Genomic DNA, 15961 nt, shown 5'->3' with positions numbered 1-15961 from the left:
AGGAAAAATTATGATTATAACTCCTGAGAATTTATATAAAAAAAGAAGAGATTTTTTAAAACTTGGAGCAGGTGCTTTAATAAGTTCAAGCGTGCTTACTTCTAAACTATCTGCTTTAAATTTCACAAACGATACTAATCCAAACAAACTTGAAATCAGCGATGAAGAACTGGCTACAAATTATGTTAATTTTTATGAATTTTCAACAGACAAAAAAAAGGCTGTATCATTAGCACAAAATTTCAACACTCAAAATTGGAAAATCGATATCAGTGGAGAAATAGAAAAACCTTTAACTCTAAGCATGGAAGATATTTTAAAATTCCCTCTAGAAGAAAGAATTTATCGTTTTCGATGTGTTGAAACTTGGTCTATGGTGGTACCTTGGGTAGGCTTTGAATTGCGTCGTTTGATTGAAATGGCAAAGCCTACAAGCAAAGCAAAATTTGTTAAATTTACCACTCTTTTAGATAAGAGTCAATTTCCCGATCAAGACGCTTTATTTCCAACTATAGACTATCCTTATGTAGAAGGACTTCGCATGGATGAAGCTATGCATCCTCTTACCTTGCTTGCAGTAGGAATGTATAAAAAAGCCTTAAAGCCTCAAAATGGCACTCCAATACGCCTTGTTGTTCCTTGGAAATATGGCTTTAAAAGTATTAAATCCATAGTTAAAATAGAATTTACCAAAGAACAGCCTAAATCCACTTGGGAAAGTTACGCTCCAAACGAATATGGTTTTTATGCCAATGTCAATCCTAATGTCTCTCATCCTAGATGGTCTCAAGCTAACGAGAGGACTTTAGGAGATTTCTTTACCAAGCCTACTTTAATGTTTAATGGCTATGAAAAAGAAGTAGCAAGTTTATATAAAAACATGGACTTGAAAGTGAATTTTTAATGCAGACAAAATACTTTAAATTTCTTGCTTATTTTAGCTTCATCATAAGTTTAATCTATGGATTTTATCGCATCATAAAAGCCTTTGATTTTGTAAAAGAAGCCTATATTTACACTGGAATATTTGCTTTAATCTTTTTAAATTTAAGTCTTTTATTTTCTTTACTTAAATTTAAAAAAACAAAAAATTATCCTAAAATTTTAGGTATTTTTGCAGCTTTTTGGGCGATTTTGCACTTTTTAAATTATTTTATTTTTGATAGAAATGCTCAAATTTTAAGGCTTTTCGATGATATTTCACATCGTTTATTAGAAGCAAGTGGATTTATCGCATTTTTAATCATATTTTTAATGCTTTTAAGTTCTTTTAAAATCTTTAAAAAACTTAGTAAAATCAGAAAACTAGGATATTTATGCTTAGTTTTGGCAAGTTATCATTATTTTTTAACCCCAAAAATTCCTATGTTTTGGGAATGGAGCGCTTTAATTATAGCTTTGTTTTATTTTATAGTTCGCTATACAAAAACATTAAAAAAGTTAAAATCCAACAATCTTACTTTTATCAAAACTTGAATTTAATTCTTTTTGTATGCTTTCTATAAAATCTTGCATTTTAAAAACCCCATCTTTTGATACAGCTACTTTCAAAGCTGTATTCTTCACCACCATTAAAATTTGTGCTCCACTTAATTCATAATTTGATAAAATATTTATATCAAAATCTTTTTCAAATAATGCTTTTTTAGGTAGAAATTTTTCCCAAATTTTAAGCCTATCTTTAAAATCAGGTTTTTTAAATTCTATCTTATAATCAAATCTTCTTGAAAATGCACTATCTAAGCTTTCTAAAAAATTTGTCGTAGCGATAATCACACCGCTAAAACGCTCAATTTGCTCTAAGAATATATTTTGCATTTGATTATGCATTTTATCGCTACCACTACTTCCATCTACACGCGTACTTAAAAACTGATCGGCTTCATTGAGAAGTAAAATAGGACTTTGTTTGCAAGTTTGCACGATATTTTTATAGGTATCAAAAATTTTTCTTACATTTTGTTCACTCTCTCCAACCCATTTGCTCAAAATTTTAGAACAGTCAAAACTAAGAACAGATTTTTTCATTGATTTAGCCATAGCTAAAGCTGACATAGTTTTTCCAGTACCAGCAGGACCATAAAAAATAATTTTAGCTTCTATATTTTTATTGCTCTTTATACCCCAAGAATGAAGTCTTTCTAGGACTTTTTTATCTTGTTGTTTTAAAATATTTTCTAAAAGCTCTTTTGTATTTTCAGGCATAATAATATCATTGATGTCAGTGCTTGGTTCTATAAGCTCGAAAATATCTTGATCTTTTAAAACACTTTCAATTTTGATTTTTTTACTTTGTTTTGGTTCAAAATTTATAATTCTTTGTAAAATTTCATCAATAATAAAAAAACTTTTAGAAATATCTCCAAAAGCATTTAAATATTCATCATACTCGATTAAGTTTAAAAGAGGAGCATTTTCTTGTAATAGTTTTTTATTTTTATGCCTTTCTAAATCATTTTCACTGATTAAAGAAAGTAAAGAATTCATTTCTCTAGAAATCGAACTTTCATTACTTAAGGCGTATTCTTCTTTTAAAAGTGCTAGAAAAATAATTTGTTCTTTATGTTCAAGATTGTATTCTTTAAAAATATCAGCTAATACATTATAAAATTTACTTTTTTTTAGTCTTTCTTTGATATGTTTTTCATAAAGTTTAATTTGATTTTTTATTTCACTATTATAAGCACTTTTTTGTATAAAACTTAATCTTTCGTATAATTGAATACGCACAAATTCATCTTTTAAATATTCTAAATAATCTGCATAAGCCTCTTGTTTCTCAAAGTTTAAACGAGGTTTTGCTTCTAAAAATTCTAAAAAATATTCACTTAGACTAAGCTCGCTTTGCAATAAGGCAAGAGTTAATGTTTGAGTTTTATTATTTTCTAAACTTTTAAAAAAACTCGAATTTTGATTTACAAAACCTCTTTCGATAAGTTTTTTTAAATCCTCCAAAGCATCAAGATAAAGATACTTATCATTTCCAAAAATTGTCGATAATAAAGTAAAGGCATTGATAGAAGAAATAGAAACGACATAATTTCTACAAAGTTCTCTAAGAATCAAAGCCTCATTTTTAGCACACTTAAGCTCTTTATAAATTTGAGTATCTTCTATATTTTTCAAACTTAAAAAATTTTTTAATTTTTCCATTATTTTTTAAATTCCTTAAGCTCATCTTCGTTAAATTCTACGCAAATATTTTCATCTAAAAAATGACCTTCAAAAGGTAGATAACAAATTTTTAGTTTTCCATTATTAAGCAAAAAATTATTATTAAATTGTAAATTTTGCAGATCTTCAAAACACTCATCACATGTATTTTTAAGCTTCTCATGTAAAAGATTTTGAAATTTTTGATTTTCAGTATTATACAAATCATTTAGTTTTACAAACGCGTGAGCATTAATATCATAAACAAAATTATTTAACTCTAAAATAGCACGACTCATGCCATCTTCATAAAAATAATACCATTCTTCAAAACTAATTTTTCCATCTTGCAAAAAAATAGGTTTTTGGCGAATTTGTTCAAAGCTAAATACACCCTTATGAACAGGATGAAATTCTTTAAAATCATCATTAAAACCTATAAAATCAAGACTACGCTTTATACGAATGCCATCTTGCGTTTCAATAAGTTCTAAAGTAGTCGTTCCTAAATTTTCTCCTTGAAAATTTTTATTATCATATGTAAGCATTTTAGAAGAATTGATTTTATATTTTTTACGCTCATCCTGCCAAAAATCATTTGTCTTAAAGAGTGGAATCTCTAAATTTCCATTTATATCATCAACAATTAAAAAACTAGAACTTGTTTGATTTTTATCCCTGTCAAAAAGTGGAGTCATAGGTGCATTATCATAAACTATGGCAAAAATTTCTTTATCCTGCAAATGATAAAAATACAATTCACCTTTATAAACTTGTGCTAAAGCTAGATTTACAAAGCAAAATACCAGTAAAAAAAATTTCAAACTCTATCCTTCAATTTTGAATATGCGTTAAGATAATTTTAGTATGTGAAATTTTATCAAAAAAACTTACTTTATTATCACAAACTTGATAAAAAATTTCATAATTTTTTGCTTTTAAATTTTGCTCAAAACCACAATCAGTTTTTTCTAAATTTTTACCCTGCCATAAAGCATTTGCCTTTAAAATATCACTTAAAATATCATCATAATATACATTTTTAAAAAATTTTTGATTAAACACTTTTTTATCATAACACACTGCATTGATGCAAATTTTATCCTTGATTTTGAGTTCAAAAAAAGCTTGCCCTAGTTTATAAACTTCCAAATTTAAAGCATTATTTTCTTTTTTTAAAAAAGCTGCATCATTGATTTTTATCATAGGAGAAGCAATCAAAACCATCAAGCTTTGACTTGAAAAATTTTGATTTTTCACACTACAAGCACAAAGAAAAAAAACAAAACATAGAGCTAAACAATGTTTCAAATTTAACCTTATTTGAGATTTTTAAAACTGATATTTAACTCTAAATCAAGCTCTTTTACAAGCTTCATCACAGCTTGTAAATCATCGATTTGTTTTGCTACAACACGAATTTCTTCACCACGAATCGAAGAGTTAACTTTAAGCTTGCTATCTTTAATAGCTTTATTGATTTTTTTAGCATTTTCACTATCAATAGCATCGTTTGCTTTCAAATTTAAACGAAACATTGCTCCACTTTCACGAGAAAGCTCTTTAATAGCATTAGGATTAATTCCTCTTTTGATAAGTTTAGAAATCACTATATCTTTTAGAACATCAAGTTTTCCTTCACTAGAAGAACTGAGTTTAAAAATACTCTCTTTTTCGTTTAAATCAATCTCACACTTAATTCCTTTTAAGTCATAACGACTATCAAGTTCTTTTTTAGCTTGTTCAAAAGCATTTTTTAACTCTTGCTTATCTAAAGCTGCTGAAATATCAAAACTATGTTCACTTGCCATTTTCTATCCATTCTTTTAAATTATTATAAACTATATCCATTAAAGCATTTAAAGCTTCCTTACTCGCCCATGCAACATGAGGGGTGATAATAAGATTTTCTTTATTTTTAATGCTTAAAAGCGGATGATTTTTCATCATAGGTTCAATTTCTAAAACATCAAGCCCTACACGAATATTTTTTTCATCTATGATTTTAGCTAAATCATTTTCATTGATAATCCCACCTCTTCCTACATTAATCAAAATCGCATTATCTTTTAAAAGCTTTAATTCTTCAAAGGTGAGTAAATTTTTAGTTTTTTCATTTAAAGGTGCATGGATACTTATAATATCACAAGTTTTTAATAAATCTTTTAATTCCAAATGTATAAAATCTGCGTTTTTATTAGCTCCACTCGTAGAATAATAATAAATTTCAGCTCCAAAAGCCTTTGAAATTTTTGCCACTTCTTTACCTATAGTTCCTAAGCCTATAATACCATGTTTTTTACCGCTTAAGGTGTTTAAAATTCTGCTATAATCTGTAAAAATAGGACTTTCACACCATTTACCCTCTTTACTCCATTTGTCATAATAAAGCACTTGATTTAAAAAAGCAAACATAAATGTAAAAGTATGTTGTACAACACTCATGGTAGAATACCCAGCAGCATTTTTTACAATAATACCTTTTTCTTTAGCATACTCAATATCGATATTATTAACCCCTGTAGCAGTTTCTAAAATGAGTTTTAAATTTTTACAAGCATCAATCACATCTTTATCAATTACAACCTTGTTTGTCATGGCGACATTAGCATCTTTTAAACGCTCTATGGTTTGCTCTTTATTTGTTGTAGTATAAATTTGTAAAGAACCAAATTTTTCAAAAACACTTAAATCATAATCCCCTAAAGTTGCCGCATCTAAACAAACAATTTTCATTTTTCAATCCTTTATGATATGTCCTACAAATTTAGAATAATTATCAAGCACAAGACCACCTTTTCTAAATCCTAAACCACACCCTTCATAGGCAAAGAAAACACCTGCTTGATAGTATTCGTTTTCACATGAATTAAACTCTACATATTCTTGATAAATAGCCTTATTATTCCCGTAAGGACCTACATTCTCATGCAAAGTTTTTCCATCTTTAATTATACTGATATTTGCACCTTCTCTACCAAAAACAGGTTTTTTAACATAGTTTTTACCCTCTAAAGGAGTATCTTTTGTTTCTAAAAGTAAAGGATGATTTGGATAAAGTTCCCATAAAATTTTTAAAATTCCCTTAGATTGAAATAAAAGCGTATAAGCAGGATTTAAAATAATTGCTCTTTGATTACGCATAATTTGAGTTAAAAGCATGGCAAGTTCACCCTCTTCTATGGCTATATCTTCCCAAGGAATAAGCTTAAACCAATACTCATAATTTTCGCCCTCTTTAAAAATACCCTCTTCGCTAAATTCCACCTCATCCACAAAGGAAAAATTAGTTTGAAAACCTGCTTCATTGGCTATATGAGAAAGTAATTTTGTAGTGATTTCTTCTTCTTTACTTCCTGCAACACTTGAAAAAAGAATTTTCCATCCTTGATAATGTTCTTGAAACCCTTCAACACTTTCATCAAGGGTAATAAGTCTTTTAAAATTATCCATCAAACTTTCATAAATGCTGTTAAATTGTGCGCTTTCATCCATTCCATTTTGTTTTAAAAGCGCCCATTGTAAAATCGCACTTTCAAAAAGAGCAGTAGGGGTATCAGCATTAAATTCTATAAGTTTTATAGGCTTACCATCAAGTCCACCCGCTAAATCAAAACGCCCATATAAATGCCAATGAACCTCATTTTCCCAACTCATCTTAATCGCATCAATAAGATTAAAAGGAATTCCAAGCTCATCAAAACGATCATTATCAATCACTTCTTGCGCTGCAGCAATAAACATATCATAAAGCTCATTTACCGCTTCATAATAAGCATTAGCTTCACTTTCCTTAACACAAACTAACTTATTGCTAATATAATCACTTCCATCTTCATCTGTATGCCAAGAAAAACCTATATTTTCTAAATAATCTTTTTGAAGTTTGTCTACTTGTAATAATTGCATTATTTATCCTTAAGAACCAAAAGAAGAACTAGAACTTGCAGCTTTAGAGCCTCCACCAAAAAAGCCTGATTTTTTAGCGCTTGAGGTAGAACTCGTTGAGCCTGCTTTATTAAAACTATTCACACTTCTTTGATAAGCACTTTGATTTGAAAAAGCACCGCGTTGTTGATTAGCAAAATTTTGATTATTGAAAAGTTTTGAACCTATCCAACTTCCCAAAATAGCACCTGCAGCACTTGCAAGTAAAGTTTCTCCTAAACTCAATCCTCCACTACTGATTTGTCCATTGTCTTTAGTTAAATTTGAAGTTCCATTGTCAATTTTAGCTGCTTCTTCTTTAATCAAAGCATCCATTTCTTCTTTGGATAAAATTCTTTCTGTACCATTAAGATCTTTTAAAACTACCCTTGTTTCATCACTTGGATATTGATCTTTGATTTTATACTGCCCTGGAGCTGTTTCTTCGATAATTACAAAAGCTCCTTGAGCATTAGCTGCTTGATTTAAAGTATCTGCATTGTCATTATTACTTCCACAACCTGCTAAAGCACCTCCAGCAACAGCTGCTAAACCACCTATCATACCAATTTGAATGATTTTTTTGATTTTTTTCATAAGTTTATCCTAAAAACAGAAAATCTAGATTAGAAATTTTAACAAAAAATAATAAATACTTTTTAATGCCAAATGAAGTTTGCAGATATAAAAAAAGCCCTTTCGGGCTTTTGGGTTAGAGTCTTGACTCGTAGCGTCTAAGCATATAAAGTCTTTTAAGCATTTTTTTGCGTGCTGAAATTTTTTGTTTTTTGCGAATTTCAGTCATAGGCTCGAAAAATCTTCTTGCTCTTACTTCAGTTACAACTAGATTTCTATCTACTTGCTTTTTGAATTTACGATACGCTTCATCAAAAGACTCGTTAGGATGCACCTTGATTCCTGGCACAGTCCTCACCACCTTTCTGTGTAAATTTTTGTTGTGAAATATAATTATAAAACACTTCTTATTAATTCTAACTTAGAAAGCATTTAAAAATTGTTTTAGTTTTTATCGGCTATAATCCTTAGTTACAAAGTGCTAAAAATTATAATTAAGGTCTAAAAATGCAAGGACACATTACAAACTATACAAAAAAACGATATTTTATATATTTAATTGCAAGTATTGTCATATTTGCTCTACCTTTCATAAGAATTAATGAAAATCATTTTTTTCTTTTAAGTTTTGATCACTCTAAATTAAACCTATTTTTTATTTCTTTTTCAACACAAGAATTTTATCTCATGCCTTTTGTTCTTATATTTCTTTTTTTATTTATTTTTTTTATTACAACTTTAGGTGGAAGAATTTGGTGTGCTTGGAGTTGTCCACAAACAATTTTTAGAGTTATATATAGAGATATCATACAAACTAAAATTCTTAAAATTCGCAAAAATATCAATAACAAACAAAAAGAATATGAGGGACAATATTTTAAAAAATTTCTTGGAGTAATAATTTTTTATTTTATATCTTTAGTTGCTGTTAGTAATTTACTTTGGTACTTTATTCCTCCTGAAGATTTTTTCAATTATATTCAAAATCCTGGCGAGCATCTACTTTTACTTGGAGTTTTATTTTGTGCTAGCTTACTTTTTACTTTGGATATTACCTATTTACAAGAAAAATTTTGTATTTATGTCTGTCCTTATGCAAGAATACAATCTGTAATGTTTGATCATGATACAATGCAAGTGATCTACGATGAAAAACGCGGAGGTTTGATTTATGATGGACACATCAAACTTCATAAAAAACCGCCTGAAGGAGAATGCATAGGTTGTGAAGCCTGTGTTAGCATCTGTCCAACTCATATTGACATACGCAAAGGAATGCAACTTGAATGTATTAATTGTCTTGAATGTGCCGATGCTTGTTCTAAGGTACAAAGCAAATTTAATCGTCCAAGTTTGATCAATTGGACAAGTGCAAAAGCTATTGAAACACGTTCTAAGGTTCATTATTTAAGATTTAGAACGATAGCATATTTTATAGTTCTTTTAATTGCTTTATTGGCTTTAATTATCATGGGAAGCAAAAAAGAAAGCATGCTTTTAAATATCAATCGCAGTAGTGAATTATACAATATTTCAAATGTTAAAGGTAAATTAGTCATTTCAAATGCTTATACCTTTTTGTTTCAAAATACAGATTCTAAACCTCATGAATATTATTTTACAGCAAATTTAGAAGGAATAAATGATGGAATTGAAATCATAAGACCAAACAAACCTTTTAAATTAAAAGCAGGAGAACAAGTTAAAAAAATAGTTGTTATCAAAGCTACAAAAAATTTAGCAAACAACGATAAAAAAGATGTAATCTTTCCTTTACATATAAAAGCTTACGCAAAGGATAATGAAAAAATTTCGGTTTTTAGAAAAAGTATATTTGTATACCCCAAAAACACTCTTACAAAGGATAAAAAATGAACTCAAATAGAACACCATCACAAAAAGTTTTAGCTAGACAAGAGAAAATCAAAGCAGTGGCCTTAGAGCTTTTTTTAACAAAAGGTTACCAAGAAACAAGTTTGAGTGATATTATTAAATTATCCGGAGGATCTTATTCTAATATTTATAATAGTTTTAAAAGCAAAGAAGGATTATTCTTTGAAATTTTAGATGACATATGTAAAAAACATTTTCATCTTATTTATTCCAAAACACAAGAAATTGAAAATGGTACTTTAAAAGAAATTTTAACTTCTTTCGGTTTAACTTTTATAGAAATTTTTAATCAACCAGAAGCTGTAGCTTTTGGTAAAATTGTTTATTCTCAAGTTTATGATAAAGATAGACACCTTGCTAATTGGATAGAAAACAATCAACAAAATTTTTCCTATAACATACTTATGGATTTTTTTAAGCAACAAAATAATTCTTATATGAAAAAAAATGCAGAAAAACTTGCTGTTCTTTTTTGTACTATGTTAAAAGAACCTTATCATCATCTTAATGTTTTAATTAATGCTCCTGTGAAAAATAAAAAAGAACAAAAAGAACATGTTGAATTTGTTGTAAACGTTTTTCTAAATGGGATCAATGGTTCCAAAGCTTAAAAAATAATTTTATTAACCAAAATTAAGATATAATTAGCCAAAAATTTTTGTAATAAATATTACAATTTTTAATTTAATTTTTCAAGGCAAAACCATGAAATTATTTCAAAACAACATTATTTTAGCTTTAAGTGTTGTGCTTTTACTCACTGCTTGTAGCAAAGAAGAAGCACCAAAAATACAAATGCCGCCTCAACCTGTAACAACAATGAGTGCTAAATCTGAAGATTTGCCACTTAGTTTTACTTATCCTGCTAAACTTGTCAGCGATTATGATGTTATTATAAAACCTCAAGTTAGTGGCGTAATAGTAAATAAACTTTTTAAGGCTGGAGATAAGGTAAAAAAAGGACAAACATTATTTATTGTAGAGCAAGATAAATTTAAAGCTAGCGTTGATTCAGCTTACGGACAAGCTTTAATGGCTAAGGCAACTTTTGAAAACGCGAGCAAGGATTTTAATCGTTCCAAGGCTCTTTTTAGCAAAAATGCAATCTCTCAAAAAGAATACGACTCTTCTCTTGCTACATTTAATAATGCAAAAGCTAGTCTAACAACTGCTAGAGCACAACTTGCAAATGCAAAAATTGATCTAGATCATACCGAAATAAAAGCTCCTTTTGATGGTACTATAGGAGATGCTTTAGTTAATATAGGGGATTATGTAAGTGCTTCAACAACTGAACTAGTTAGAGTTACAAATTTAAATCCTATTTACGCAGATTTCTTTATTTCAGATACAGATAAACTAAATTTAGTCCGCAATACTCAAAGTGGAAAATGGGATTTAGACAGCATTCATGCAAATTTAAATCTTAATGGAGAAACCGTTCAAGGCAAACTTTATTTTATTGATTCCGTTATAGATGCTAATAGTGGAACAGTAAAAGCTAAAGCTGTATTTGATAACAACAACTCAACACTTTTACCGGGTGCTTTTGCAACAATTACTTCAGAAGGTTTTATACAAAAAAATGGCTTTAAAGTGCCTCAAATAGCTATTAAACAAGATCAAAATGATGTTTATGTTCTTCTTGTTAAAAATGGAAAAGTAGAAAAATCTTCTGTACATATAAACTACCAAAACAATGAATACGCTATCATTGACAAAGGATTACAAAATGGCGATAAAATCATTTTAGATAACTTTAAAAAAATTCAAGTTGGTAGCGAAGTTAAAGAAATTGGAGCACAATAATGTTTTCTAAATTTTTTATCGAAAGACCTGTTTTTGCTTCAGTTGTTGCAATTATCATTTCTTTAGCTGGAGTCATCGGTCTTACAAATTTACCCATAGAACAATATCCTTCTTTAACTCCTCCTACAGTTAAGGTAAGCGCAACTTACACAGGAGCTGATGCACAAACCATTGCTTCAACAGTTGCAAGTCCTATCGAAGATGCAATCAATGGTGCAGATAATATGATTTATATGGATTCAACTTCAAGTTCTTCAGGAACTATGAGTTTGACTGTTTATTTTGATATCGGCACAGATCCCGATCAAGCCACTATAGATGTTAATAATAGAATTTCAGCTGCAACTGCAAAAATGCCAGATGCAGTTAAAAAACTTGGAGTAACTGTTAGAAAAACTTCTTCAGCAACACTTGCTGCAATTTCTATGTATTCAAATGATGGTTCAATGAGTGCGGTGGATGTATACAACTACATCGCTTTAAATGTTTTAGATGAGTTAAAAAGGGTTCCGGGAGTTGGGGATGCAAACGCTATAGGAAATCGTAATTATTCTTTAAGAATTTGGCTAAAACCTGATTTATTAAATAAATTTGGAATCACAGCTACTGATGTAATTTCTGCGGTTAATGACCAAAATGCTCAATACGCAACTGGTAAAATTGGCGAAGAGCCTGTAACTCAAAAATCCCCTTATGTTTATTCAATCACTATGCAAGGAAGACTACAAAATCCTAGCGAATTTGAAAATATTATTTTAAGAACAAATGATGATGGATCATTTTTAAGACTTAAAGATATAGCTGATGTAGAAATAGGATCACAACAATACAGCTCACAAGGACGATTAAATGGCAATGATGCAGTTCCGATTATAATCAATCTTCAATCAGGGGCAAACGCATTGCATACAGCAGAACTTGTCCAGGCTAAAATGCAAGAACTTTCAAAAAATTTCCCAAAAGGTTTAACATATAAAATTCCTTACGACACAACAAAATTTGTGATAGAATCAATCAAAGAAGTAATTAAAACTTTTGTTGAAGCTCTAATTTTAGTTATCATTGTTATGTATATGTTCTTAAAGAATTTCCGTGCAACGCTTATTCCTATGATAGCAGTACCTGTTTCATTATTAGGAACTTTTGCTGGACTTTATGTTTTAGGCTTTAGTATTAACTTGCTTACGCTTTTTGCCTTGATTTTAGCTATAGGGATTGTTGTAGATGATGCGATTATAGTTGTGGAAAATATCGATAGGATTTTACACGAAAATGAACAAATAAGCGTAAAAGATGCTGCTATCCAAGCGATGCAAGAAGTTAGCTCTCCGGTTATTTCAATTGTTCTTGTACTTTGTGCTGTTTTTATACCCGTTTCTTTTATATCAGGTTTTGTTGGAGAAATTCAAAGACAATTTGCCCTTACCTTAGCAATATCTGTAGCCATATCAGGTTTTGTTGCTCTTACTTTAACACCTTCTTTATGTGCACTCTTTTTACGACGTAATGAAGGAGAGCCATTTAAATTTGTAAAGAAATTTAATGATTTTTTTGATTGGAGTACTTCTGTATTTAGCACAGGAGTAGCATATATTTTAAAAAGAACCATTCGCTTTGTTTTAATTTTTTGTATTATGCTTGGGGCAATTTTTTATCTTTATAAAGCTGTACCAAGCTCTTTAGTTCCTGAAGAAGATCAAGGTTTGATGATTGGCATTATTAATCTTCCTTCGGCTTCAGCACTTCATAGAACAATCTCAGAAGTTGATCATATAAGTCAAGAAGTTTTAAAAACCAATGGAATTAAAGATGCAATGGCTATGTTAGGATTTGATCTTTTTACAAGCTCATTAAAAGAAAACGCTGCTGCAATGTTTATAGGCTTGCAAGATTGGAAAGATAGAAATGTGAGTGCTGATGAAATCGCTATGGAACTTAATAAAAAATTTGCTTTTGATCGCAACGCTTCAAGTATATTTATAGGCCTACCTCCTATACCTGGATTAAGCATCACAGGTGGTTTTGAAATGTATGTTCAAAACAAAAGTGGAAAAAGTTATGATGAAATACAAAAAGATGTAAATAAACTTGTTGCTGTAGCCAACCAAAGAAAAGAGCTATCAAGAGTAAGAACAACCCTTGATACAACTTTCCCTCAATACAAGCTTATAATTGATAGAGATAAATTAAAACACTACAATCTTAACATGCAAGATGTTTTTAACACAATGAATGCAACTATAGGCACTTATTATGTTAATGATTTTTCTATGTTAGGCAAAAACTTCCAAGTAAATATCCGTGCAAAAGGTGATTTTAGAAATACACAAGATGCATTAAAAAATATTTTTGTAAGATCAAACGATGGAAAAATGATACCACTTGATTCTTTCTTAACTTTACAAAGAAGTTCAGGGCCTGATGATGTAAAACGATTCAACCTTTTCCCAGCGGCACAAGTTCAAGGTCAACCCGCACCAGGTTATACTTCAGGTCAAGCTATAGAAGCGATTGCTCAAGTAGCAAAAGAAACCTTAGGGGATGATTATTCCATAGCTTGGAGTGGATCAGCCTATCAAGAAGTTTCTAGCAAAGGAACAGCAAGCTATGCTTTTGCTTTAGGGATGATATTTGTCTTTTTAATTCTAGCTGCCCAATATGAAAGATGGCTTATACCTTTAGCAGTTGTAACAGCTGTACCTTTTGCGGTATTTGGATCATTTTTATTGGTATATTTAAGGGGATTTAGCAATGACATATATTTTCAAACAGGACTTTTGCTCTTGATTGGACTTTCAGCTAAAAATGCTATCTTAATAGTAGAATTTGCAATGGAAGAGCGCTTTAAAAAAGGCAAAGGAGTTTTTGAAGCAGCTGTTGCAGCAGCAAAACTTCGTTTTCGTCCTATCATAATGACTTCTTTGGCATTTACTTTTGGGGTCTTGCCAATGATTTTCGCAACAGGAGCAGGAAGTGCTTCAAGACACTCTTTAGGAACAGGGCTTATTGGTGGAATGATCGCAGCATCAACTTTAGCGATATTCTTTGTGCCTTTATTTTTCTATCTTTTAGAAAATTTTAATGAATGGCTAGATAAAAAAAGAGGTAAGGTTCATGAATAAAATAATTTCAATTAGCGCTATAGCAAGTTTTACTCTTTTGATTTCAGCTTGCTCTTTAAGTCCAAATTTAAATATTCCCGAAGCAAACTATAGCATTGATAATAAGTTTGGAGCCTTATCCTGGGAAAAAGAAAACAATAGCTCTATCACAAAAAATTGGTGGAAAGATTTTGATGATGAAAATTTAAATAAAGTGGTTGATTTAGCACTTAAAAATAATAATGATTTAAAACTTGCCTTCATACACATGGAACAAGCTGCCGCTCAATTAGGCATAGATTTTAGCAGTTTGTTGCCAAAATTTGATGGTAGCGCAAGCGGAAGTCGTGCAAAAACAGCTATAAATGCTCCAAACAATCGAACTGGGGAAGTAAGTTACGGTAATGATTTTAAAATGGGGCTTAATTTAAGCTATGAAATCGATCTTTGGGGAAAATATCGCGATACATATCGCGCCTCAAAATCAGGCTTTAAGGCAAGTGAGTATGATTATGAAGCTGCAAGACTTTCTGTCATTTCAAATACGGTTCAAACTTATTTCAATCTTGTAAATGCGTATGAAAATGAAAATGCTCTTAAAGAAGCTTATGAATCTGCAAAAGAAATTTATAGGATCAATGATGAAAAATTTCAAGTTGGTGCTGTAGGTGAATATGAACTTGCTCAAGCAAGAGCCAACTTAGAAAGTATGGCTTTGCAATGCAATGAAGCAAAATTAAATAAAGAAAATTACCTTAAAGCTTTAAAAATTTTAACTTCAAATGATTTAAATGACATACTTTACAAAAATCAAAGCTATCAAGTTTTTAATCTTAAAGAATTTGACATTCCAACTGGAATTTCAAGTACCATCTTGCTTCAACGTCCAGATATTAGCTCTTCTTTAGAAAAATTAACTCAGCAAAATTATCTTGTTGGAATTGCTCGCACGGCTTTCTTGCCTAGTCTTTCTTTAACAGGATTATTGGGATTTGAAAGCGGAGATTTAGATACCTTGGTTAAAGGAGGTTCTAAAACTTGGAATATAGGTGGAAACTTTGCTCTGCCTATTTTTCATTGGGGTGAAATTTACCAAAATGTAAATTTAGCCAAGCTTAGTAAAGATGAAGCTTTTGTAAATTATCAAAATACTTTGATTGCTGCTTTTGGAGAAATTCGCTATGCTTTAGTAGCTAGAAAAACTATACGCTTACAATACGATAATGCACAAGCAAGCGAACAATCTTACAAAAGAATCTATGAAATTGCTAAAGAACGCTATGATATAGGAGAAATGTCTTTACAAGATTATTTAGAGGCACGTCAAAATTGGCTTAATGCTGCGGTTGCTTTTAATAATGCTAAATATTCTTATGCCAATTCCATAGTAGATGTAATCAAAGCATTTGGTGGAGGATTTGAGCAAAGCGAAGATATGAGTAAAAATATAAAAGAAGAATCAAAAAATTTAGATATGTCTTTTAGAGAATAGTTTATTCTAT

Annotated in this window: 14 protein-coding genes and 1 pseudogene; 7 read left to right on the top strand and 8 right to left on the bottom strand. The window is 30.0% G+C overall.

Going from position 1 to position 15961, the window contains the following annotated elements; translation table 11 throughout:
- Positions 1 to 10 precede the first annotated feature (10 nt).
- Both msrP and AJN60_RS03080 read left to right on the top strand, forming a co-directional pair.
- On the top strand, positions 11 to 904 hold the full coding sequence (gene msrP, locus AJN60_RS03085) for a protein-methionine-sulfoxide reductase catalytic subunit MsrP (protein ID WP_044794002.1): 894 nt from the start codon (positions 11 to 13) through the stop codon (positions 902 to 904).
- Positions 904 to 1476 (top strand): sulfite oxidase heme-binding subunit YedZ, encoded by a 573-nt coding sequence (locus AJN60_RS03080; RefSeq protein WP_053872455.1) that lies wholly within the window; start codon positions 904 to 906, stop codon positions 1474 to 1476. Before msrP ends, AJN60_RS03080 begins: the two co-directional genes overlap by 1 nt.
- On the opposite strand, the gene AJN60_RS03075 is transcribed toward AJN60_RS03080, so the two are convergent.
- The 8 genes from AJN60_RS03075 to rpsU form a co-directional block, all read right to left on the bottom strand.
- Positions 1441 to 3153 carry an AAA family ATPase gene (locus tag AJN60_RS03075; protein ID WP_004305420.1) on the bottom strand — a complete coding sequence of 571 codons (1713 nt, stop codon included), beginning with the start codon at positions 3151 to 3153 and terminating at the stop codon, positions 1441 to 1443. The two genes, AJN60_RS03080 and AJN60_RS03075, sit on opposite strands and share 36 nt — an antisense overlap.
- A complete protein-coding gene (locus tag AJN60_RS03070) occupies positions 3153 to 3977 on the bottom strand; it encodes a hypothetical protein (RefSeq protein WP_070285860.1) in 825 nt (274 codons plus the stop codon). Before AJN60_RS03070 ends, AJN60_RS03075 begins: the two co-directional genes overlap by 1 nt.
- 10 nt (positions 3978 to 3987) lie before the next feature.
- Positions 3988 to 4464: a hypothetical protein gene (locus AJN60_RS03065; protein ID WP_002861137.1), complete on the bottom strand. Its 477-nt coding sequence runs from the start codon at positions 4462 to 4464 to the stop codon at positions 3988 to 3990.
- Between the two features lie 8 nt (positions 4465 to 4472).
- Positions 4473 to 4964, bottom strand: coding sequence for a YajQ family cyclic di-GMP-binding protein (locus AJN60_RS03060; protein WP_002861136.1), 492 nt, complete (start codon positions 4962 to 4964; stop codon positions 4473 to 4475).
- Positions 4954 to 5889 carry a D-2-hydroxyacid dehydrogenase gene (locus tag AJN60_RS03055; RefSeq protein ID WP_070285859.1) on the bottom strand — a complete coding sequence of 312 codons (936 nt, stop codon included), beginning with the start codon at positions 5887 to 5889 and terminating at the stop codon, positions 4954 to 4956. The genes AJN60_RS03060 and AJN60_RS03055 overlap by 11 nt, the downstream gene beginning before the upstream one ends.
- A gap of 3 nt (positions 5890 to 5892) precedes the next feature.
- Entirely contained in the window at positions 5893 to 7062 is a 1170-nt protein-coding gene (locus AJN60_RS03050; protein ID WP_070285858.1) for a glutathionylspermidine synthase family protein, read from the bottom strand.
- Positions 7063 to 7071: 9 nt separating this feature from the next.
- Complete coding sequence (locus tag AJN60_RS03045) at positions 7072 to 7677, bottom strand: UPF0323 family lipoprotein (RefSeq protein WP_044778507.1); 606 nt, start codon at positions 7675 to 7677, stop codon at positions 7072 to 7074.
- A gap of 115 nt (positions 7678 to 7792) precedes the next feature.
- The gene (gene rpsU / locus AJN60_RS03040) at positions 7793 to 8005 is read right to left on the bottom strand and encodes a 30S ribosomal protein S21 (RefSeq protein ID WP_002780697.1); all 213 of its coding nucleotides are present in this window, start codon (positions 8003 to 8005) and stop codon (positions 7793 to 7795) included.
- A gap of 158 nt (positions 8006 to 8163) precedes the next feature.
- Between rpsU and ccoG the strand changes: the two are divergent.
- From ccoG to cmeC, 5 genes and pseudogenes are all read left to right on the top strand, one after another.
- Positions 8164 to 9541: pseudogene (gene ccoG, locus AJN60_RS03035) on the top strand (cytochrome c oxidase accessory protein CcoG).
- Entirely contained in the window at positions 9528 to 10160 is a 633-nt protein-coding gene (gene cmeR, locus AJN60_RS03030) for a multidrug efflux system transcriptional regulator CmeR (RefSeq protein WP_070243286.1), read from the top strand. The pseudogene ccoG and the gene cmeR overlap by 14 nt, the downstream one beginning before the upstream one ends.
- 94 nt (positions 10161 to 10254) lie before the next feature.
- Positions 10255 to 11358 (top strand): multidrug efflux RND transporter periplasmic adaptor subunit CmeA, encoded by a 1104-nt coding sequence (gene cmeA / locus AJN60_RS03025; RefSeq protein ID WP_070285857.1) that lies wholly within the window; start codon positions 10255 to 10257, stop codon positions 11356 to 11358.
- Complete coding sequence (gene cmeB / locus AJN60_RS03020) at positions 11358 to 14480, top strand: multidrug efflux RND transporter permease subunit CmeB (protein ID WP_079861559.1); 3123 nt, start codon at positions 11358 to 11360, stop codon at positions 14478 to 14480. Before cmeA ends, cmeB begins: the two co-directional genes overlap by 1 nt.
- Positions 14473 to 15951, top strand: coding sequence for a multidrug efflux transporter outer membrane subunit CmeC (gene cmeC, locus AJN60_RS03015; RefSeq protein WP_070285855.1), 1479 nt, complete (start codon positions 14473 to 14475; stop codon positions 15949 to 15951). Before cmeB ends, cmeC begins: the two co-directional genes overlap by 8 nt.
- Positions 15952 to 15961: the final 10 nt, after the last annotated feature.

The sequence above is a fragment of the Campylobacter sp. BCW_4323 genome (assembly GCF_001763115.1).
GTDB classification, from domain to species: domain Bacteria; phylum Campylobacterota; class Campylobacteria; order Campylobacterales; family Campylobacteraceae; genus Campylobacter_D; species Campylobacter_D jejuni.
Note: the sequence above shows the minus strand (reverse complement) of the source record. Positions and strands in the feature narration are given on the sequence as shown.

Coding starts and splice junctions, on each gene's coding strand:
- msrP (WP_044794002.1), top strand. CDS start 11: ATGATTATAACTCCTGAGAATTTATATAAAAAAAGAAGAGATTTTTTA.
- AJN60_RS03080 (WP_053872455.1), top strand. CDS start 904: ATGCAGACAAAATACTTTAAATTTCTTGCTTATTTTAGCTTCATCATA.
- AJN60_RS03075 (WP_004305420.1), bottom strand. CDS start 3,153: ATGGAAAAATTAAAAAATTTTTTAAGTTTGAAAAATATAGAAGATACT.
- AJN60_RS03060 (WP_002861136.1), bottom strand. CDS start 4,964: ATGGCAAGTGAACATAGTTTTGATATTTCAGCAGCTTTAGATAAGCAA.
- AJN60_RS03055 (WP_070285859.1), bottom strand. CDS start 5,889: ATGAAAATTGTTTGTTTAGATGCGGCAACTTTAGGGGATTATGATTTA.
- AJN60_RS03050 (WP_070285858.1), bottom strand. CDS start 7,062: ATGCAATTATTACAAGTAGACAAACTTCAAAAAGATTATTTAGAAAAT.
- AJN60_RS03045 (WP_044778507.1), bottom strand. CDS start 7,677: ATGAAAAAAATCAAAAAAATCATTCAAATTGGTATGATAGGTGGTTTA.
- cmeR (WP_070243286.1), top strand. CDS start 9,528: ATGAACTCAAATAGAACACCATCACAAAAAGTTTTAGCTAGACAAGAG.
- cmeA (WP_070285857.1), top strand. CDS start 10,255: ATGAAATTATTTCAAAACAACATTATTTTAGCTTTAAGTGTTGTGCTT.
- cmeB (WP_079861559.1), top strand. CDS start 11,358: ATGTTTTCTAAATTTTTTATCGAAAGACCTGTTTTTGCTTCAGTTGTT.
- cmeC (WP_070285855.1), top strand. CDS start 14,473: ATGAATAAAATAATTTCAATTAGCGCTATAGCAAGTTTTACTCTTTTG.